The following is a 20,133-nucleotide window of genomic DNA, read 5'->3' as shown; positions in this document are numbered from 1 at the left end:
GGTGATCACGGTTGTCTTCATAGCACGTCGGGAGGCAGCACCTGGTTTCACAGGGTCATCGCCGTCCGAACTGGCATCCCGCGATGGGCAGGATGATCCCCGATATCTTCGGTCTAGGGTTGGTGTATGGACTCAGCGACCGCGGTATTGCAAGCTCTGGTATCGAATGAGAACGCGGGGTTGGTGATGGACTTCGACGGTGTTCTCTCTCGAATCACCGATGATCCGGATGCTAGCGAGTTGCTTCCCGGCACCGAAGAAATCCTCGCAAGCCTGGCGACAAAGCTCTCGGTCGTTGCGCTCCTCTCGGGAAGGCCGGTCAGCTTCCTCGCGGCGCGCGCTGCCATCCCGGGGGTCGAGCTGTATGGCTCCTACGGTCTTGAACACCTCACCGACCATGGCATCGAGGTCGTCCACGAAGTCCGAGAGTGGACGACGGCCGTCAAGGAAGCCACTGACGTGTTGCACCGCGCATTGGACGGCATGGACGGTATCCACGTCGAAGACAAGTCCCTCGCGGTCGCCGTCCATTGGCGGCGCGCACCAAACCGTGGAAGTGCCATGAAACTCATCGCCCCACTCATTCGAGAAGTGATCGACGTCCACGGGTTGCGCCATGAACCGGGCAAGTTCGTGGAGGAACTCCGCATGCCTCTGGAGCAGGACAAGGGCACTGCTCTCCGGCGGATCATCAACACCAGCAACCTCCAGACTGTCGCCTATGCAGGTGACGATAGAGGAGACCTGCCAGCCTTCGAAGCGGCTACCGAAGCAGGGGGATACACGCTGGTCATTGATGGTCCGGACATCGCTCCGGAAGTAAGCGAAATATCCGGCGCCCACTTCAACGGCCCCGAAAACTTTCAATACTGGCTGCGCCGACTCAACGATGCGATCTAACCCTAGGATGCAGTAGCCACAGGTGTCAGGTGAAGGACGGGCTCGCAGAACACGTTGTGTGTAAGGGGCGATGTCGCTCGCCCGGCCCAGTCCTTACGGTGAAATTCATCCTGCCCTCAACTGGAACCGTCGGCCGCGTACCAGTTCGGAGGTAAGTGCTGGTCCTGTCAGAAAAGGAGATTTGCGTGAGCCTGATCGATCCTGTGTCCCTGCCGTTGAAGCTGAAGCGCCCGGTTGTCGGGGCGCCGATGGCAGGCGGGCCCTCCACCCCGGAACTCGTCGCTGCCGTGACCAACGCCGGAGGCATGGGATTCCTTGCTGGCGGGTACAAGAGACCCCAGCAACTCGCGAATCAGATCACCACCACCAGAACACTCACTCAGGGTCCGATCGGAGTGAACCTCTTCGTCGTCTCGGAGAATGACATCGACGAAGAGGAGCTCGAAACGTACCGGCAGGAACTGAAGTACTACGCCGACCGATACGGCATCGAGGTCGGTACGCCTAGATGGGACGACGACGCCTGGCAGGACAAGCTCGAGGTCATCCGGGATTTGAAACCCGACGTCGTGTCCTTCACATTCGGCTGCCCTGACGCCGACGTCTTACAGGAGCTGAACGCGCTCGGCATCCACACGGCCGTCACTGTCACCTCCACGGAAGAAGCACACACCGCAGCCGAGCGCGGCGCGCGGATCCTCATTGTGCAAGGCCCTGACGCTGGCGGGCACCGGGCCACGTTCGACCCGGCTGCGGAACCCGGAACCGAACCGCTCCCCGACCTGATCACTGCCATCAAGAACACTGCCAACCTTCCCCTGATCGCGGGAGGCGGTATCAGTACTCGCGAGCAGGTCCGCGCGACCCTCGGTGCAGGGGCTGCCGCAGTCCAGGTCGGGACCGCCCTGCTCCTGTCCGACGAAGCAGACACTAACTTGGCCCACCGCTCAGCCCTGCAGGATCCGGTGTTCACCGAGACCAAAGTCACCCGGGCCTTCACCGGCAGGCCAGCCCGCGGCTTGCGGAACAGATTCATGGATGACCACGCCCGCAGTGGTCACGCCTACCCGCAGATCCACTACATCACCGCACCACTGCGCGCAGCGGCAGCAGCCGACAACGACCTGCAGGCACTGCACCTCTGGGCCGGCACCGGCTACCCCAACGCCCGCACCGGACCGGCCGCCGACATCATCGCCGCACTCAGCCCCTAGCGCCCCAGCCCCTGACGCCGGGGCGCTAAAGAACACCCTCCAGGCCTTGATTGGCACCTACCGGACTCCCGAACGAAACCGGTTCGAGAACATCACAGAGCGCCGGAGCAGTAGGTCGTAGCCCAGGAAGCCGGTCTCGGCCTCGACCACTCCCTCCGCGTCGCTATGATCCACATCTCTACACAGCGCGGCCACTCCGACGATGACAATCAAGCCCTCTACAAAGCCATTCACGACAAGCTCACTGCCACCGTCTTCGCGCCCGATGACATTTCGACACCGACACGTGACTCCGAGACTGCTCTTTTGACCACGGCCAGCCTCAATACCTCACCGGCTGACTACCAGCACTCAACCCCGCCCGGCTGGATCTAGGGCTAGCGAGACGTTGTAGCTGAATCGAACGTATTCGCTACAGGTGCTGTCACACCTCGTCGCAGACCGTGAATCGCAGCGATGGCGCAGTGCTCGACTAGTTGGGGTGTCTCGGAAACCTCAGGTTTCTGAGACGTACTGGGGCTCCCTGCGTTCTCTTGTGGTTGTGGGGTATCCCTGGAGATGATGATGGGCTCTTTTATTGTTGGCTGAGGTTGGTGACGAGGTTGATGGCGACGGCGATGAGGACTGTGCCGAAGAAGTAGGACAGGAGGGCGTGTGGGAGGGCTTTGCGTCGGGTCTTGCTGGTGACCGGTTCGATCTCCGGTGCTGCGTAGGACATTCCGATGGTGAAGGCGTAGTAGGCGAAGTCGCTGTAGGTGGGTTGCCGGTCTTGTTTGACGTCGAATCCGCTTTCGGCTTGATCGATGAAGTGCAGGCGGGCGTATTTCAGCGCATAGACGGTGTTGACGAGCGCCCACGCGATCATCGTGCCCAGGACGCCGAGGATGACCAGGGCCACCGAGGTCAGATCTGCGTTTTTTGATTGGATCAGGGCGACTGCGACGGCCGCGATACTTGCCAGACATGCAGCGATGATGGCGTTGTCGGTGATGCGGGTCCCTGATTCTTCTTGTGCCAGTTCTCTCGTGCCTGCCGGGTCCTGGTGCCAGCAGATACGCCAGACCCAGGTCAGCGCGATGGTGCCGGCTACGCACCAGCCGACCAACGGACCGAGATCCGGTGCGACGGTTATTGCTGCGATGATCCCGGCGGCGCTTCCTGCCCCGAGGCAGGTCAGGGTGCGGCGGGCTGACAGAATACGCGGTGGCATGGGGTCCTCGAACGGGCGGAGTGGTTCAGCATGGGCTGGCGGATCCGGGCGCGCACGTCACGGGATGCTCGAGTCCCGGACAGCGCGTCGGTGCGTGTGCGATCCGGGGCTCGACCGGGTGTTCCGGTGTCAGGGGCAGCGACATGTCCTGACCGCCCTTGGAGCTGCTGGTTGTCGGGCTATCCTGCGGGTTGGAAGACAGCTCGGACGCAGCCGTCTTCCTTGTTCTTGAACATCTCGTATCCGCGCGGTCCCTGACCGAGTGGCATGACGTGGGTGGCCAGGTGTTCGGTGGTCAGTTCGCCCCGAGCCATGTGTTCGAGGATCTGCGGGATGTAGCGGTGGCCGTGCTGCTGTGCGCCGCGCAGCGTGAGCGCCTTGTTCATCACGGCGCCTAAGGGAAATTTGTCCACGACTGCGGCGAAGACACCGAGGGTGAATACTGTTCCGCCTTTGCGGCAGGCGTGGATGGCCTCGCGAACGGCGGTCGGCCGGTCGGTCTGCAACCGCAGCTGCTGCTTGACCTGGTCGTAAAGATAGGCCGGGCCGGAACTGTGGGCCTCCATCCCGACAGCCTCGATGCACACATCGGGTCCTCGGCCGCCGGTAGCCTCGCGGAGTGCGGCTGCCACGTCGACCTGCTCATAGTTCAGTGTCTCGGCACCGATGTGCTGTTCGACTTGTTGTAGCCGGTTGGCGATCCGGTCGATCACGATCACACGTTCGGCACCTCTAAGCTGCGCGGCGGCGGCGGCCATCTGCCCGACCCCGCCGGCACCCCACACGGCGACGACGTCCCCGGCCTGGACCTCGGCCTGATCGACACCGGTCCATCCCGTCGGGGCAGCGTCGGAGGCGAACAGCGCGGTCAGATCGGGCACGCCGTCGGGGACCGAGAATGCCCCCTGATCGGCGTAGGGCACCCGGATGTAGTCGGCGTGGCTGCCGGCGTACCCGCCAAGGGCGTGCGAGTAGCCGAAGCACCCCCCTGGCGCGAAGCCCCATAACGCTTCCGTGATCGCAGGGTTGGGGTTGCCGTTGTCACACAGCGAGAACAGCTTGTTCTGGCAGTACCAGCACTTGCCGCAACTGATGAACGAGCACACCACGACCCGGTCGCCGACCTTGTGCTTCTGGACGCCGGTACCGACCTCGACGACCTCACCGAGGAACTCATGGCCCAGTACGTCCCCGCTGCGCATGAAGGGGATGTACCCGCCGAGCAGATGTAGGTCGGACCCACACGTGGTGGTGAGGATGACGCGCAGGATCACATCGTGGGAATTGAGGATCTTAGGATCGGGGACCTCCTCGACGGAGGTTTCATTGACCCCGGTCCAGCACAGCGCCTTCATAGGACTCCTTCCTTACCGGCTCGCTTGGTCGCAGCCTCGAGCAGCAGTCCGCCAGGGGTGCGCCTGCGTGTACCGTGTGGTGCCGGATCGACCTGGAGGACCTCACCGACTTCGATGAGCTGCTTTGCTTGGCGCAGCGCCGAGCGCAGCGCCTGCTGCGGGGTTTCGCCCTTGGCCCGGGATGTCGCGTTGCCCGATGTGGAGGGTCCGCGGTGACGCAGCCGGGCGGTCAGCTCGGTGCCTTTGCCCCCGGGAGCGGGCCGCGTCCTGACCTCGACGGTGTCGCCCAGCTTCGCGAGGGGCTCGGGCCACTGGCCCTGCGGCGCCACCTCCTGGGGCGGACGGTTGATGGTGACTGCCCACCGTCGATCCTGCGACTCCTCGCCCGAGGTCCTACGCGAGGACTGGATGACGCGGCGGATGATGATCCCGCCTGCCCCGGCCAGGACGGCCATGCTCATTACTCGCTTCATGTGTTACCTACCTTTCGAGGGGTGATGACTCCGTCGGACGTCACGGCGCTCAGCCCCCGGCCGGGTGGAGGACGACTTTGGTCCAGCCGTCTTCGCGGTTGTCGAAGTTCCGGTAACCCTCGGGGGCCTGGTCGAGCGTGAGTTCGTGGCTGACGAGGAAGGAGGGTTTGGCCTTTCCGCCGGCGATGAGGTCGCGTAGGGCCCGGTTGTACTTCTTCACCGGGCACTGGCCCGAGCCCATCGTCTGTCCCTTGAACCAGTAGTTGCCGTAATCGAAGGCCACCTGGCCCTGCTGGGCGAGTTCGTCGGGGCCGCCGGGGTCCTGGGGGAGGAACACACCGACCACGCCGAGGCCGCCGACGAACCGGACGGAATCCACGAGCCGGTTCAGGGTTTGGTTGGGGTGCTCGGTGCCCGAGGGGTCGTGGGCTTGGTAGCCGACGCATTCGCAGCCCCGGTCCGCCCCGAAGCCCATGGTCTGGTCCTTGACGAACTCGACGGGGTCCACTGCGGAATCATCGACCGGGATGGCCCCAATCTGTTCCGCCAGCTGCAGGCGGTCTTTCTGGCGGTCCACGACCATGACCTTCCCGGCGCCCTTGATGATGGCGGAGTAGGCGGCCATCAGACCCACCGGACCGGCACCGTAGATGACCACCGAGTCCCCCGGGTACACCCCGGCCAACTCGGTCGCATGCCAACCAGTGGGGAAGATGTCGGCGAGCATCACGTAATCGAGCTCTTTCTCCACCGCGTCCTCGCCCAGCCGCAGGCAGTTGAAATCCCCATACGGCACACGCAAGTACTCGGCCTGTCCGCCCTGATACGGTCCCATGTCCGCGAAGCCGTACGCTGCTCCAGCGAGCTTGGGCTCGGGCTGCATCGTCAGGCAGTAGTTGGTGAAACCCCGTTCGCAGTTCTTGCAGAATCCGCAGGCGATGTTGAACGGCAGTACGACACGCTCGCCCACCTGTACTTTTCGCACCGCCGGACCAACCTCGATCACTTCGCCGAGGTTCTCGTGCCCGAAGGTACGTCCGGGTTCGAAACTGGTGCGGCCCTCATACATGTGCAGGTCCGAGCCGCAGATGTTCGCCGACGTGATGCGGACCAGCACGTCGGCGGGATGTTCGATCCTGGCGTCCGGCACGTCCTCGACGCTGACGTCGTTCGGTCCCTTGTAAAGCACTGCCTTCACGGTGAGCCTCCTTGAACTGATCCTGCAACGAAGATGACGCCGACCCAGCGGCCTCCTCGCCTTCGGCGACCCATCGAGGCAACCCGTCAACGCACGACACGATTGTTCGCCTCACCCCAGATGGCCACCACGACATAATTCCTCCGGCTCGTTAGCCAGGGGCTAACGTGAATCATGGAGTTGCGACACCTGCGGTACTTCGTGGCGGTGGCCGAGGAACGGCACTTCGGGCGCGCAGCCGGCAGGCTGCGCATCGCTGCCCCATCTCTGTCCCAACAGATCAAGGTCCTGGAGCGGGACCTGCACGTCACCCTGCTCGAGCGCAGCCCTCGCCGTGTGGTCCTCACCCCCGCCGGGGAGGTGCTGCTCGAACACGCCCACGTCCTGTTGGCCCGCGCCGACCGTGCCCGCTCCGAAGTCCGCTGCGCCGACGGCCGTCATCGGCATATCAGCCTGCGCGTCGCCCCGGGTGTGGAACACATCCTGAAAGATCCCCTGGGCCGCCTCTCCGGGCCGGCCTCCGAGCTGGAGGTCACCGCTGTGACCGCCACCGACAGCGACGCGGTCCGCGCGGTCCGGGACGGGCACACCGACGCCGCCATCGTCTGGGTGCGCTGCGCGCAGGACCAGGACCTTCCGGGGCGGCTCCTGGCTCGCGTGCCGGTATACCTGGCCCTGTCGGCCGAGCACCGGCTCGCCGCCGCGGAAAGCGTCCCGGTCACCGACCTCGCCGAGGAGACGGTCGTGATGGTCCCCCGCGATCAGTTCCCCGGCATCTGCGACTACCTCCTCGCCCGCCTACTCCCCGCGGGCCCGTCCCGTCCCGACCAGGTACTCACCCCGCCGAATCTCATCAATGCACCTGAAGCCCTCCTTCGCGTGGTCGCCGCAGGCCATGGGGTAGCACCGGTCGCACCGGCGGTGGCCGAGCACTTAGCGGTACCCGGGATCGTCGTCCGCCCCGTGGCGCCCCCCTTGCTGGCTCCCCTCGAACTGATCTGGCACGACCCCGCCACCCCCGCCCTCGCCGACGTCATCGCTCTGCTCACCGATGTCGAAGGACAAGCACCCGTCAGTGACCAGGGCGATGGGCGGCACCGAATCCCGTCTATGGCAGAACCTGCAGGACCACCACCCCGACCGAAGCCGTCTCACCTGACAGGACTCCAAGCCACTAGGTGATGACCCGCAGCACGACCCCGCCTGGTCAGCGCGAATCTGCCCTTGCGGTCGATCGCCCGGCGCCACTGCATCTCGCAGTTGGTGCACTAGGCGATCGATCATTGCCTGTGATACTTCGGGGTGAAGTCATTTACAGCCACCTCCTCTCTGATCAGACCGGCGTGGAGCATGCGGTCAGCCAGGTAAGGGCTTCGTTCCGGTGGGGGAAGTAGCGGCTCGGGTAGGGCGGGTTATGGACCACGGTGAAGTGGTCTGCGATTGTCTTGTCGACAGGGGACGGACCCACCAGGGCCAGCGCCCCAATGTTCAGTTCCTTCGCGAAGTGGTTCAGGGCTCTACTGCTCAAGGTCATCATCTCGTTGAGCTCGACGAGCATCGGCGGACAAGTACTCCTGCAGATCGCCTCAGCATGCTCGATGAAGGCGACTGCATCTGCCTCAGTAACGCTCATCCCCTCGGCCCAACCGACCGACAGGATCCCGTTACGCAGTTCCATCGTGAACGGCCTCAGCAGTTCCACAGGAGCACCCAACCTTTTGCTGCACACAATCACTCACTTCCTCTCTGAAGCTCGTGTACGACCCTCTGATAACCCTGGGGTACGCCGACTGTACCGACACGCTTAAGGCATTCACGCGTCAGACGGGTGGTTGGCTGGCCGTGTCAGGGCCCCGTGTTCGTCGGTGAAGAAGCCGACCTCCTGATCGGACTGCAGTACAGGCGCGACCACCCAAACCAAGTGCGCCTGTACGCACTTACCCCGATTCGGGACGTTCGCAAACCCATCCACCAGCGGGCGGTCAGAAGGTCTACATTCGCTCGTGCACGCGCCATTTAGCAATCACAGAATGCCGCCATGAAGCGCTGCGATCCACAGCAACACAAAGTGAGGCTCTAAGGCCACACCAAGGACTCAGCTCGGGACTGTAGCGAATACGTTCGTATCTGGCACTCTCATTGCGGGAGCGATCGACCGACCGCGATCGTCGCACGGATTCCGGGTTCGACAAGCATTGAACTCGCCTTCGCTTAATCGCAGGTCCATCGGCTTCGGAGGCATCGCAAACAATGTCTCTTACGGCTCTTAGCACCATCAGCCTTGGAACCCGACAGAGGAGGAGCTTGCAGCCACCCGCTCGTCAGGGGCAAACACCGACTTAACCAACCTGAGCGTACGTGACAGCTTGATCAGGAGGACCTACCGTCCCTGGATTCGTGAACACCTGATCCGGAACACCAAGTCGATCGAACAGATACGCACTGCTGCCCTCGCCCCTGTCTAGTAGTCTGCAACCAAGGACTACCCACTAACCATCATTGTCCAGAGCAGAACAGTGACAGCAGATTAAGTGGGAACAAGGGGTTTGAAGTGCCAGTAAAACCACTCAAGCGTGCGGAACTAGCAGAGCGATATGCAGATCAAACCTGGAGGGATCGCTACCTTGACCTATCTGATCTCGTATCCCTACTTCGCGACTGCATCATAGAATCAAACTACAAAGTCTCAGATGAACTTAATGGGGCCATCACCCTATCTACTTCCGGTCGTAGGATTCGAGATCAACTAGTCACGAAAGAACAAGTTAATCCCAAGGAAGCGAACGTTCTTACATTGCTCGGCCTTGTTCATATCGACCCCCTCATTGACGTAATGAGCCTTGACTTCGAAAAGCTCGAGCTCGCAATTTCTAATGAAATTAAGTCGAAAGCCCTATCCTATCCTCTAATTTACGGTAGAAGCCTGTACGACCGCGCAGCTGAACTTTTTACAGAAGAACGTGACTACTTACGTCACGATGACACACTCAAACTGCTTAAGGATATGCCCCAGGGTGTATTTCAAGCGGGCAAATACCTTATAGGGCCTTTTGGTCTGCTCAAGTGCGACCACCTTAGGCTTCGATACGCCACAACCACTGTTCCATTGCAGCATTGTTCGGATCATTCGTGCCCTAGCGTTCATCGTGTCCAACTTTCTACAAGTTACGACGCAGGAGTGAACCGTAATAGACGGGCGCTGAATAAGATCCTGGACCAAATTTCCGATGAATCTTCGGAGTGGAACGGCTTCATGTCCGACATCACAGCCGATGCTCTCAATGGATATGAAGTGAACAATGCTTCAACAATGCCTGAGCTACTGGGCGATGGATTTAGTGACGCGGAACTCAGAATCATCCTTCAGAACTCCCCGAAGCTCACTGCAGGTCGTACCATTACGGCCGCAAAAAGTGTCGGACTTAGCGGTCTAAGTGACTCGAATGTTAAAAATTTGGATCGAGCACAGATGCTACAACTACTGTGGTCCGAATCGGATGAAGACTTAGCTAAAATCGTAGATTCTTGCGTTAGGGATAACTTTATTAAGATTCCTGAAGGCGAAATTCGACGTCCAAAGGTGAATGCTCAACGCCGATCTGGAGCTTGGCGCCTTGGTCCGCAGCTAAGTCAACATGGCGTTCGTTTCACTGGTGGTGGACGTCAGCTTCCACTGCTTCGACTTTCTGCTCTGAGCCGAAGCTTATTCAATAGCGACTCGGCTCCCGAGATTGAAGAACTGGCCTGGCTCTTGCGCGACGTACCCGGTGACACGACCGAAGCTCGACTTGAGGAGTTCCTCAGAGTCTCCGAGCCGCGCCTCGTTATAGAAAAATTGGTTCTCGCAAGTAAGAAGAACGCGGAACATGCTGGTAATGAACTCAAAGTTCCGCTCAATCAGCCAGACATACAGGTAGTGGACGCGCTTCTTTGGAAGTTAGGTTTTCCCCTCGGTCGACGACTTGATGTTCGCGATGACTATTGGCGAAATCACGAGAAGCTTGAAAGCTTCGTCCGAACGGCTGAATCAAGTCTTGGCTTGAATGAAGAGCGACTACGGGGTCTGTCGTCAAACTATTTGGTGAATCTAGGAAAGTTCATTATGGACTCGTTAACTTTCCTCACTTGGTCACTACTGAACGACCATCACACAACGGAACAGTCCTACGTCTTTTATCCGAATGCTGCGACGCAGTTCACCATTCAAACTCTCAATCAATTCCATGAAGGAGCCCGCAGGAACTCGGACAATGACCTTAAATTAGACTCGAATCTGAGTCAAATTGTTCAAGGCTTCTCCCGTCTCTCAAAGCACTTGGAGCAACTCAGAGTCAACGAGGATAAGTATAGAAGAACTAAGGGGTCGTATCCCAAATTCCACGATAAAACGCAACTCCAAAAATTTCCCTTCAACCATATCGTCCCATTCCTCGACCTGACGGCAGAGTCTCAGGTTAAGTTTGTCCAGGTACTCGCGCAGGTATCGGCCGACCTCAACGATTCCGGAATTATGACTGCACGGAATGGGCTCCTTCACGCAAAACAGGAAACGCCATCCTTAGATGAGCTAAGAGAGGCTTTGGAACGGTCTCGACGAGCATTAGACCGACTTGAACAGTTAGGCGGCGTTCGAACAACATACTTTATGGCGAAAAGTCAGGCTAATTCATGGGGGCGCTGGAACATCACAATGGAATCAAGTGGGAAGCAAATACAGTTCTCAACTCCTTCGTCATACAGTTGGCTGGGGTTACCGGGCTTGACTGGCTCGCAGTACCTCATTCACGGCGCTCTTTTTGCCCCACCTAATGAGATGCTGAGGTTCGTTGAGGGATTCGAATCGGAATATGCGGCCTACTGGAGCGGCTATGAACGCCGCCCAGAACCAGGTAACCGCATCGTATCGGGCCAATCCGAGAATCTCGCTGCTCCGATGGAAACGGGCACCTTCGTCGCAGCGAAGGCCGACTAGCTGAAGCTAAGTAGGAGTGTCTTATCTACATATCAGAGTCTCGTCGCGAACCACTAGCTGAGTAGGCTGAAAAAGTCTCAGTAAGGGATCCTCCTAAGAGCACTGCTGTTTCGATTGCTTGGTGATGGAGCTTGACGGCGGCGACTATGTCCATCGGCCTGCCGCACGTGATGTGCTTGCAGACTAGGCAGCACCTTTCCGCGATTACTCAAAACTTTTGTGACCCCTGCCCGCCAGCGTTGCGCGAGGTCCAGACCTCGCGCAACGCTGTTGCAAAATCCCCCACATGGGCCCTTATACAACGTGATCTAAGCAATTCTGCGCTGTGCATATGGGTGTACCCCAACGCAACACCATGGATGAGTGATTCTCTCCATCAATGCTCGGTCATCTGTCCGACTCTAGGCTGGGATGGACATGGTCACCAGGGGCACGACGGCAGTAAATCGTCTGTCTTCAGATGGCTAAAGCTCTCATCACCGCTAGCCCTCGTGATTTGCGGAGCTGTCCCGATCTTGCGCCGTCCCGGCACCAACGATCTATCATCGTGCATGGAGAATCTTCAGTTCAGCGTCGATGTGCACGCCTCCGCGCAGCGCGTTTGGGAAACCATGCTCGACCTAGATACCTATCAGGAGTGGACGGGCGCATTCCACGAGGGTTCGACCTATGAGGGCGGTTGGAACGAAGGCGACACGATCCGCTTTCTCGGCCCGAGCGACGACGGAAAGAGGAGTGGTTTGCTCGGTGAGATCGTTCAGAGCCGGCCTCACGAGTTCGTGTCGATTCGCTATCTTGGCATGATCGACAACGACGTTGACGTACTCGAAGGGCCGGCCGTCGGATCGCATGAGAGCTACTCCTTCAGCGAGACGGACGGCGTCACGACCCTCTTCGTGAACCTCGAGGTACCCGAGGAGTGGGCAGCTGACATGCGCGGCATGTGGTCGGACGCCATCATCGAGATCAAGAACCTGGTTGAGCGAACCTAGGTCACCGCTATGCCGGTGCAACGCTCCGTGCACCAAGCTGCTCAAACGAGCTAAAGCTTTGTAGGACGGTTGAAGCAAATTCGCGTCGATCTATGAATCGCCCGAGATTCCGGGGGGCTCGTCCTGTCTCGTGAACTTATGTTGCGGCATTCGGCCTCAAAGGTCCTTAGGTTTCGGTCTTGAACCGGAAGATGCGCTGTTGATGGAACTTTTACTCGTTCGACACGCGTCAAGGATGGCGGATTCATCGAGGTAGAAGTTGGTGTTGCCACAGCTCTTGCCGGCACAGCACTTACGCACGATCTCCTTGGGCAGCGGATCGACCGGCGTGCTGGTCGCTGCTTCAGATGTGGTCGTTGGGCTTCCAATCGTATCGGTTCGTTCGCTGGGGTAGCGCGCCGAAATACACCGGCCTCGGGCCGTATGTGTCCGGCGGGGCCACAGCATTCACCATCAGCACTCAGGCCCGCGGCGATGAGGGCGTCACAGTTCGCGCACCTCGGTCGCAAGCTGAGGACCGCAAGGGGACTCGCTTACACTGAGGCAACTCGTGCCTGAAAGGTGGCCGAGGTAATCACTCATCAAAGGTCTCAGCCTCCATGAATCGAATAGTCGGGCTCGCCGCTGCTCTTGCGCTGATTGCCCCCCTCGCCGCCTGCACGAGCAGTGAAACATCATCCCCAGCTGAGAGCCCGGCCGTGTCGGCGGCGCCCAACGAGGTATCGAGTACCGGTGCCGCTGCCGAAGGAGTCGCCTCAAACGACCTGCCTGAGGGCGAGGACCTGCTGTTTGCGCTGCAAGCTGCATCAGGAACGCTTGAGGAGGCAGAGGGCGAGGGCGCCTTCACACTCACGCTGTCCGACGCTTCTGACCGGACAACCTGGTTCTCTGACAGGCCGGTGCGCGACGGCGGCACCATCGACACAGCGACCCTGATCGACGAGTGGGCGGCTCTCGGATTCGAAGGGGACGCACCTAACGCTGTCCTAAGTGTCACAGGCAGAGAGTCGCAGCCCGGACTCGTCATTGAACTGATGTCACCGGCCTTCGAGGACGCAACGAATCAGCTCACCCTGGACGTGCGAGTGATCGGACACGAGGCTGTGGGCGACATCCCCTCAACCTTCGGCGAAGCCTCTCTCTTCATAGACGATGCCTCAATCCAGACGAGCTGCCTGTTCAGGGGCGAGGTCGACTACTTCCCATTCGAATCGGAGGCATTGCCCTACGTTCCTGCCGACGGTCGTACCCTCAATGTCCAGGCGTACCCCGAACTGTTCGAGGTGCTGGGCAATCGATTCGGGGGAGATGGGGACACGTTCGCCGTGCCGTCTGTGCCTGATCTCGCTCCCGGTATCGAGGCGCGAATCTGCACTCGAGGCGCCGACCCTGCGTTCGATGGTCCGGACGATGAGATTGATACGACATGTTCCGTCGGGAAGGTGCAGCTCTTTGCGCAGGAGCAGCCTGTGTACGGGTACGCGTTGGCCAATGGGCAGGAGTTGCCGAAGACCTCCCGCCTGTTCGCCTACGCAGGAACTACCTTCGGAGGAGACGGAGTCAAGACTTTCGCTACGCCTTCCATCCCGGCCCCTCCCGGGATGAGCCAGCAGGTATGCCAGTCAGGCTACTTCCAGTGGTCGGTCTACACGCCTGATCAATCCCCTACGACCATGGGTGATGTGAGCTACTGGGCGACGGCAGATACCCAGGCTCCGCAGGGATGGTACGGCCAGGGTTCTGCGGGCATTCGGGGCGAGCTAATGCCGATTTCGCAGTACAGTGCGTTGTTCTCGCTACTCGGGACCGGTTTTGGCGGCGACGGCAAGTCGACTTTCGCCCTTCCTAGGGTGGAAAGCCCTGTTCCCGGGCTCAGTGTGAAAATGTCGGCCTTCCAAGGCTTTTTTCCCAGACGAGGATAGCCCCGGAAACTCCTACACAAGGGCTTTGCCGGGTGATCTGACCGCCGCGCCATCGAGCGGCGCTGATGTAGGGAGTTCTACGCGGGTATAGGGAATTTCCTAGAACTCTCGGCGACCGCCTGGTCGACCGGTGAAGGACCCAGGGAACACGCGTCCCTCACCCTCTACAGCAGGAGTTCGATATGGGCTTGTTCGGCAGGCAGGGCAAAGCAGGATCCCTCGCATCCAAGGCACTGCACTTCATCAGCAGCAACCCCGACAAGGTCAACAACGGGGTCGCGAAAGCAGGCGACTTCATCAACAAACGCACCCACGGGAAGTACTCACGCCACATCACCGGTGCCCAAACGAAAACCGCCGATGCCGTTACGAAGCTCAACAGGAAGAACGGCCGAGACGGTGACGGTACAGGCTTCGGACCGACCAGGTACCCATCAGGAGAACGGTGTGAACGGGGCGCCAAAGCCGATTCGTGAGGGCACGCATCATGCCCCTACAGTGATTGCGGGCCCAGGCAAGGACGTCTAGCTTTCGGTCAGGCGCGCTGCCGTGCTTCGAACTCGTGTAGGGAGAGATCCGCGGGCGTGCGGAACGGGATACTGGCTGTTCGGAACAGGTCAGCTTGGCCTTGCAGCTTCCGCACAAGTGGCCCGACGGCAGTCGACTCGGGGTTGCTGAGTTCGAGTGCGCGAGTGGTGGATGCCTCCAGCTGGCGCGCTCCGACCATGACGGCGCTGGCCCGCAGACTATGCAGGGCCCGCACAGCATCTTCATGGTGGTGGGCTCTGAGCGCGTCCTCGATGACGCGGATACGGTCAGTGAGCATGGCAGCAAAGGAGTCGAGGAAATCAGTGGCAGTCGCCCGCGAGTCCAGCTGATCAATCAGCTCCTCGAACACTGCAGGGTCAAAAGCCCGAATCACAGGCACCGCACGAGCGACGCACCAAGATCCTCGTGCGAGGCTACGAACGTCGAGGTCGAGCCACCCTGCTGCCTGTCCATCGCCGCCCCAGTTCCGACACCCGCCGCCACCGTGGCAACCGTTCCCAGTGTCATCCGGACAGGCCGGTCAGCACACGAGTAGCGGCTACCTGTTCTGGGCCGCCCTCGATGAGTTCACTCCTTTGGTGGGTTCGGTTCGGCAGGGTATTCGCAGGACTCGGTGAGCTTCGGTCTGTTCCCGTTCCCGGCGGGTCCCCTCCCCGTACATTGAAGGTGTGGTCTCACGTCTCGTTCGCCTGGTCATGGCGGCACTCCTGCTGTCCCTGTGTGCCTGCAACATCAACCCCAAAGCCGTGCCCTGCGATCCGATCGACGGCAGGAATCTCGCACCACATACCGGGACCCTGATGGGCGTGAATCTGGAATGGGGCAGGGAGACCCTCGCCGAGTACTCCGAGAAGCTCGGCGAACGCCCCGCAGTCGCGGTGACGTTCGCGGACTTCCCGTTCAACGAGGAAGACCCGGGCCTGTTGGCCTCAGCGGCCGAACAGCTGCGCCAGAACGGGGGAATGCTGCTGCTGACCCTGGAACCGATGGACGGCCTCGCCGCGGTTACCTCCGAGCGTGCCGATGAACTCGCAGCACTGCTCGCACGGTTCAACACCAACGGCGTGCCGGTGATCATTCGGTTCGCGCACGAAATGAACGGGTCCTGGTACCCATGGGGTCAGCAACCAGCCAAGTACATCGCCGCCTACCGACGCGTCGCCGACGCCGTCCACGCTCAGGCTCCAGGATCGGCGATGATGTGGGCGCCGAACTACGCCGGCGGGTACCCATTCGCCGGAGGTGAGTTCGAATCCCTCCCCGGAGCGCCCGGGTTTCCCGAATTGGACACCACCGGCGACGGAACCCTGACCGCTTTCGATGACCCGTACGCCCCCTACTATCCCGGCGACGACGCCGTGGACTGGGTGGGCATGTCCCTCTACCACTGGGGCAACACCTACCCCTGGTCCGAAAGTGAGATGCCCGAGGAAGGCAAGTTCATCGACCAGCTCACCGGGACCTACAACGGAAAGAACGGCAACGACTCGATGCTGCCGGACTTCTACACCCAGTACGGGGTGGACCACGGCAAACCCGTCGCCATCCCCGAGACAGCATCCCTGGTACAGGCCGACATCGGGGAACTACGAAGCCTGAATATCAAACGGGCCTGGTGGGAGCAAGTCTTCGACCCCACAGTGCACGAACGGTTCCCTCACCTGAAAATGGTCAACTGGTTCGAGTGGAACAAGATGGAACCCGAAGTCGGCGCTCCCGTGGACTGGACGGTCCTGGAAAACAACACCACCCACGACGAGTTCACTACCGCACTACCAGACTGGTACCACTACGCACCCGAACCACAAACCTGCGGAGAACCCCTCACCTGACAGGTCCCATATGGCCGCAGGCGCCGGCATTGGACAGTCGCACTCAGGCGCGGCGAGTACGAACGGGTGATGGATTCACTGGGGAGGGTCCTGGTTTAGGTGTTTCTGTGACTCGAGATGAGCATCGTGCCAAGATTCCTAACACGGTCAGGGGACGAGTAACCCGTACCCAGGGCGGCGACGATGGTGCCCTGCAGAAGGATCATCCAGCTCTCGGCGAACTCCCGAGGATCAACAAGACCTATTGTGACGGCCGACTGCTCGGCCTCGTCGCGGATCTCGCGCAAATATCCTGCGTTGGCCCGACCGACCGGGTCTTTCGGGCCGGTCTCCAGCAGGGCGCGAATGTAGGGGCAGCCCCTGAAGTCCCGCGCACGGAACCATTCATCGAAGATATCGAAAATGGCCAACAGCCGGCCCTCCGGGGTGTCCGCTCGCTCTTGCGCTTCAGCGGCCAGGTACCCGATCGTGAAGAGATCCTTTCGTTGTTCCAGGAACGCGAGGATTAGATCGTCCTTCGACGGGAAGTGACTGTAAAAGGAAGCTTTCGCCACCCCCGCAGTCCTGATGATCTCGTTGATCCCCACCTGCCGCACCCCTCGGTCGACGAACAGGTCATACGACGTGTCAAGAATCCGCTGCCGCACGCTTGAACCCGGAGCTTGTACAGACATGTCGCTACATCTCCCTGTCCCCTTTACTTGGCGTCCCGCGCCAATCCAGCAAGACCAGTCTGTCTGCTGAACGCGGGCGGCGTCCAGCGGTCAACATCCGTCAGGTGAAGACGGTGATCTCACGTCACCGACATCAGACCCGTTCTCAACCGGAATCGGACCGGATGATTGGGCTTTTAGTTTTGCTGGACCGGATTATGGAGATGTCGTCGGCTGCCGCAGCCAAAGTGGGGCTCGCGGAGGGCGAGTATGCCGGTGCGGGCGTCAGCCCATGCTCGGGGACGCCGGTGTCGGTTCCGCTGTCCGACATCGCCGGCGGTCATACCTGATGAACGGATAGGACCGGGGCCTCTAGGTCTGGCATTACCTCGTCGAAAAATTGTTGCCATCCATACGGAAAAAGCGCCACGCACCCTCCCCCAAGGGGGTGCGCGGCGCTTCCGTAGTCACCCGCTGATGACCGGACAATCATTGAACATGGTGTCCGGTCATCGGTAGGGGACGCTATCGGGCTACCTGCGGGCAACTACGCCTTAGTTGCGCTCCGGCGGACCATGTAGGCGCCACCGGCTGCTGCGGCCAGGACGAGGCCGCTACCGAGGGCAAGAGCGGCGGTATTCGTGCCGGTCTCCTGGGCGACACCGGTGTCGGCTCCGCCCTGGGGCATAGCGCCCATCTGGGTGGCGGTCAGCGTGCCACACAGTGCCGGCGAGGTAGCGCCGAGGGGCAGATCGGGGTTCAGGTCGCTCGGGGAGGAAAAGACCTCGGTCGAGACGCCAGCGGTAGCGGGGTCCAGGCCGTGGACGACGACGACAGCGGTCCCGGACTCCAGCGATGCCTTGGTGGCTGCGTCGAGCGTGATCTCGCGCTGGACACTGTAGGTGCCGCCCTGGCCGCCGAGCTCAAGGTTCAGGCCCTCAGCCGGCGTGGTGGCGCCACTGGTGGTCAACGTGGTCTGGATGGCACCGTAGCCACCGGCGCCTTCGGTGACGCTGATGATGCCGTCACCGTTGGTGTCGTTGGCCGGGGTCGGGCAGACACCCGCCGCACCGCCGTGGATGTGCTGGACGTGGGGGTACGGTCCGTCCATGAAGGTTTCGGCGAGGCCGGATACCTGCNGAGGTCGGCCAGGGGCACCGCGGAGATGCCGTCACCGTTGGTGTCGTTGGCCGGGGTCGGGCAGACACCCGCCGCACCGCCGTGGATGTGCTGGACGTGGGGGTACGGTCCGTCCATGAAGGTTTCGGCGAGGCCGGATACCTGCAAGTTGACCATGGCCTTATCACCGGTGACGTCGACGGTGATCGTGCCGGTGCCCGTGGTGCCGTTGAGCTGACCCAGGGTCGAGGAATAGGAGGCGTCGGCTGCCATGGCGGACCCGCCGGACAGGGCCAGAGCGCCCAGGGCGAGGGTGGGGACTGCGAGCAGTCGCATGCTGTTCTTCATCAGATAAGTCCTTTGCTGTGCGAATGAGCACACCTTCCTCAGTGTGCTTACTGTGCTTCGAACCACACCCGGATCCGGATTGGGGCGATCCGAAATCCTCTACTGAATCCCTTCTCCGTGCGGTCATTTCGTGTGGGTGGCCTCAGACCCTTGGAAGACCTTGGTTCCGGAGTGATAACGACCGACGACGCACACGAGCGAAAAGCGCATCCGACGAAGGTGAAAGGTTATCGTCAGCGTAGAAGGTCTCACTCGGACTGCTTGCAGTCTGCTCCATCTAGGGTGCAACAGGATTCTGTGACAGTGGTCGAGCTTCCCTCGATCGGTATCAAGAAGCGTGTCTGCTCTGGTCTCATCAGGAAGTCTCCTTGTGCCCCACGTTTCTCTTCACGCTGCCAGCCCTGCCGATACCCACAGCATCCGCAGCACCGGCAACAGCAGCAGCACCGCTACTTCCGGCAGCTCCGCTACTTCCGACAGCTCCGGCAGCTCCGGCAGCTCCGGCAGCTCCGGCAGCTCTGCCGGCATCGGCGGAAGTAGCGTCCCGGCCCACTCCCGGTCGCTCCCCACGGAGGCCTTAACCGACCTTCTGGTGGCGACAGGCCGGAAGGACCCACTGGCGTTCGAGGACCTGTATAGGGCGTGCGCGCCCCGTGTGTTCGGGATGGCCCGGAAGTTCTTGTATGACCCTGACCGTAGTGCTGAGGTCACCCAGGAAGTTTTCATGCTCATCTGGGATCAAGGCGATCGTTATCGTCCCGATCTGGGGCATCCCATGTCGTGGTTGATGACCTTGACCCACCGCAGAGCTGTCGATCGGATCAGGTCGGACACCACACGAGCTCTGCGCGATGAGCGGTGGACCAGGCAGAACTGGCCGACGACATTCGACGAGGTCACACAAACCGTCGTCGATAGAGATGACGCTGCGAGGCTTCGACAGAGCATGTCCGTGCTGTCACCTCTTCAGCGCGAGGCGATCTCCTTGGCCTACTTCAAACACCTGACCTACGCGGAAGTCGCCCTCCGGCTTGGCATCCCTGAGCCGACCGCAAAAACCCGCATCAGGGACGGGCTGAAGAAGCTCTACAAAGCCCTCGGCTCCGACGCCAACAGAGCCTTCTAATCGAAGGGGGGCCACCCCCTGACCCAGCAGGAACCCAAGACCAAGGAAGGCGGTACCACCCAGTCTTCATAACCGGGCAGCACCGCCGCGCCCTCTACCTGAACTACTGATCGGTGACCTATTTGGCGAGGAAGGTGATCAGGGCCTGGTTCCACTCGTCGGGGTGGCTGACGTTGCACCCGTGCGGGCCACCCTTGATGAGATGGAGGTCGCTGCCGAGCAACGTTGCATGGGTGCGCTGCCCGGAGCCCTCGAACGGAACGGTCGCAT

18 protein-coding genes and 1 pseudogene are annotated in these 20,133 nt (G+C 60.9%); 10 read left to right on the top strand and 9 right to left on the bottom strand.

All coding sequences use genetic code 11. The annotated features are described in order from the left end of the window. Nucleotides 1-126: 126 nt before the first annotated feature. Both otsB and ASF21_RS10950 read left to right on the top strand, forming a co-directional pair. A complete protein-coding gene (gene otsB, locus ASF21_RS10955) occupies nucleotides 127-900 on the top strand; it encodes a trehalose-phosphatase (RefSeq protein ID WP_055770919.1) in 774 nt (257 codons plus the stop codon). A 185-nt stretch (nucleotides 901-1,085) separates the two neighbouring features. Further along, nucleotides 1,086-2,114, top strand: a complete 1,029-nt coding sequence (locus ASF21_RS10950; protein ID WP_235498932.1) for a nitronate monooxygenase — start codon at nucleotides 1,086-1,088, stop codon at nucleotides 2,112-2,114. A gap of 574 nt (nucleotides 2,115-2,688) precedes the next feature. Here ASF21_RS10950 and ASF21_RS10945 read toward each other — a convergent pair. The 4 genes from ASF21_RS10945 to ASF21_RS10930 all read right to left on the bottom strand — a co-directional run bounded on the left by ASF21_RS10945 (nucleotide 2,689) and on the right by ASF21_RS10930 (nucleotide 6,350). Beyond that, nucleotides 2,689-3,324, bottom strand: a complete 636-nt coding sequence (locus ASF21_RS10945; protein WP_055770914.1) for a DUF1345 domain-containing protein — start codon at nucleotides 3,322-3,324, stop codon at nucleotides 2,689-2,691. A 179-nt stretch (nucleotides 3,325-3,503) separates the two neighbouring features. Beyond that, a complete protein-coding gene (locus ASF21_RS10940; protein WP_055770911.1) occupies nucleotides 3,504-4,679 on the bottom strand; it encodes a zinc-dependent alcohol dehydrogenase in 1,176 nt (391 codons plus the stop codon). Continuing rightward, nucleotides 4,676-5,152 (bottom strand): hypothetical protein, encoded by a 477-nt coding sequence (locus ASF21_RS10935; protein WP_055770909.1) that lies wholly within the window; start codon nucleotides 5,150-5,152, stop codon nucleotides 4,676-4,678. The genes ASF21_RS10940 and ASF21_RS10935 overlap by 4 nt, the downstream gene beginning before the upstream one ends. Nucleotides 5,153-5,201: 49 nt before the next feature. After that, nucleotides 5,202-6,350 carry a glutathione-independent formaldehyde dehydrogenase gene (locus tag ASF21_RS10930; protein WP_055770907.1) on the bottom strand — a complete coding sequence of 383 codons (1,149 nt, stop codon included), beginning with the start codon at nucleotides 6,348-6,350 and terminating at the stop codon, nucleotides 5,202-5,204. A gap of 174 nt (nucleotides 6,351-6,524) precedes the next feature. Between ASF21_RS10930 and ASF21_RS10925 the strand changes: the two genes are divergently transcribed. Then, entirely contained in the window at nucleotides 6,525-7,532 is a 1,008-nt protein-coding gene (locus ASF21_RS10925) for a LysR family transcriptional regulator (RefSeq protein WP_055770905.1), read from the top strand. A gap of 151 nt (nucleotides 7,533-7,683) precedes the next feature. On the opposite strand, the gene ASF21_RS10920 is transcribed toward ASF21_RS10925, so the two are convergent. Further along, nucleotides 7,684-8,052, bottom strand: a complete 369-nt coding sequence (locus ASF21_RS10920) for an STAS/SEC14 domain-containing protein (protein ID WP_055770903.1) — start codon at nucleotides 8,050-8,052, stop codon at nucleotides 7,684-7,686. Between the two features lie 849 nt (nucleotides 8,053-8,901). Here ASF21_RS10920 and ASF21_RS16890 point away from each other — a divergent pair. The 4 genes from ASF21_RS16890 to ASF21_RS10905 all read left to right on the top strand — a co-directional run bounded on the left by ASF21_RS16890 (nucleotide 8,902) and on the right by ASF21_RS10905 (nucleotide 14,712). After that, the gene (locus tag ASF21_RS16890) at nucleotides 8,902-11,322 is read left to right on the top strand and encodes a hypothetical protein (protein WP_157365873.1); all 2,421 of its coding nucleotides are present in this window, start codon (nucleotides 8,902-8,904) and stop codon (nucleotides 11,320-11,322) included. Between the two features lie 551 nt (nucleotides 11,323-11,873). Further along, nucleotides 11,874-12,314 (top strand): SRPBCC family protein, encoded by a 441-nt coding sequence (locus ASF21_RS10915; protein ID WP_055770900.1) that lies wholly within the window; start codon nucleotides 11,874-11,876, stop codon nucleotides 12,312-12,314. A gap of 599 nt (nucleotides 12,315-12,913) precedes the next feature. Further along, nucleotides 12,914-14,236 (top strand): tail fiber protein, encoded by a 1,323-nt coding sequence (locus ASF21_RS10910; RefSeq protein WP_082471484.1) that lies wholly within the window; start codon nucleotides 12,914-12,916, stop codon nucleotides 14,234-14,236. Nucleotides 14,237-14,418: 182 nt separating this feature from the next. Beyond that, nucleotides 14,419-14,712 (top strand): antitoxin, encoded by a 294-nt coding sequence (locus ASF21_RS10905; RefSeq protein WP_055770894.1) that lies wholly within the window; start codon nucleotides 14,419-14,421, stop codon nucleotides 14,710-14,712. A 59-nt stretch (nucleotides 14,713-14,771) separates the two neighbouring features. Here the strand turns inward: ASF21_RS10905 and ASF21_RS10900 are convergent, their stop codons facing one another. Then, the gene (locus tag ASF21_RS10900) at nucleotides 14,772-15,134 is read right to left on the bottom strand and encodes an Hpt domain-containing protein (protein WP_157365872.1); all 363 of its coding nucleotides are present in this window, start codon (nucleotides 15,132-15,134) and stop codon (nucleotides 14,772-14,774) included. Nucleotides 15,135-15,453: 319 nt separating this feature from the next. Between ASF21_RS10900 and ASF21_RS10895 the strand changes: the two genes are divergently transcribed. Continuing rightward, nucleotides 15,454-16,617, top strand: coding sequence for a glycoside hydrolase family 26 protein (locus ASF21_RS10895; protein WP_235498930.1), 1,164 nt, complete (start codon nucleotides 15,454-15,456; stop codon nucleotides 16,615-16,617). A 95-nt stretch (nucleotides 16,618-16,712) separates the two neighbouring features. Here ASF21_RS10895 and ASF21_RS10890 read toward each other — a convergent pair whose 3' ends face one another. Further along, nucleotides 16,713-17,291, bottom strand: a complete 579-nt coding sequence (locus ASF21_RS10890; RefSeq protein ID WP_055770888.1) for a TetR/AcrR family transcriptional regulator — start codon at nucleotides 17,289-17,291, stop codon at nucleotides 16,713-16,715. Between the two features lie 104 nt (nucleotides 17,292-17,395). Here ASF21_RS10890 and ASF21_RS16885 point away from each other — a divergent pair, with 104 nt between their 5' ends. Further along, a complete protein-coding gene (locus tag ASF21_RS16885; protein ID WP_157365871.1) occupies nucleotides 17,396-17,620 on the top strand; it encodes a hypothetical protein in 225 nt (74 codons plus the stop codon). A gap of 790 nt (nucleotides 17,621-18,410) precedes the next feature. Here the strand turns inward: ASF21_RS16885 and ASF21_RS17350 are convergent. Both ASF21_RS17350 and ASF21_RS16880 read right to left on the bottom strand, forming a co-directional pair. After that, nucleotides 18,411-18,737, bottom strand: a pseudogene (locus ASF21_RS17350) (hypothetical protein); the annotation flags it as partial. A gap of 387 nt (nucleotides 18,738-19,124) precedes the next feature. Beyond that, the gene (locus ASF21_RS16880) at nucleotides 19,125-19,265 is read right to left on the bottom strand and encodes a hypothetical protein (RefSeq protein ID WP_157365870.1); all 141 of its coding nucleotides are present in this window, start codon (nucleotides 19,263-19,265) and stop codon (nucleotides 19,125-19,127) included. A 64-nt stretch (nucleotides 19,266-19,329) separates the two neighbouring features. Here ASF21_RS16880 and ASF21_RS10875 point away from each other — a divergent pair, with 64 nt between their 5' ends. Further along, nucleotides 19,330-19,863, top strand: a complete 534-nt coding sequence (locus ASF21_RS10875) for a sigma-70 family RNA polymerase sigma factor (RefSeq protein WP_055770882.1) — start codon at nucleotides 19,330-19,332, stop codon at nucleotides 19,861-19,863. The last annotated feature ends 270 nt before the right edge of the window (nucleotides 19,864-20,133 follow it).

The sequence above is a fragment of the Arthrobacter sp. Leaf234 genome (genome assembly GCF_001422665.1).
GTDB lineage: Bacteria > Actinomycetota > Actinomycetes > Actinomycetales > Micrococcaceae > Arthrobacter_D.
This window is presented reverse-complemented; position numbering and strand designations above follow the sequence as displayed.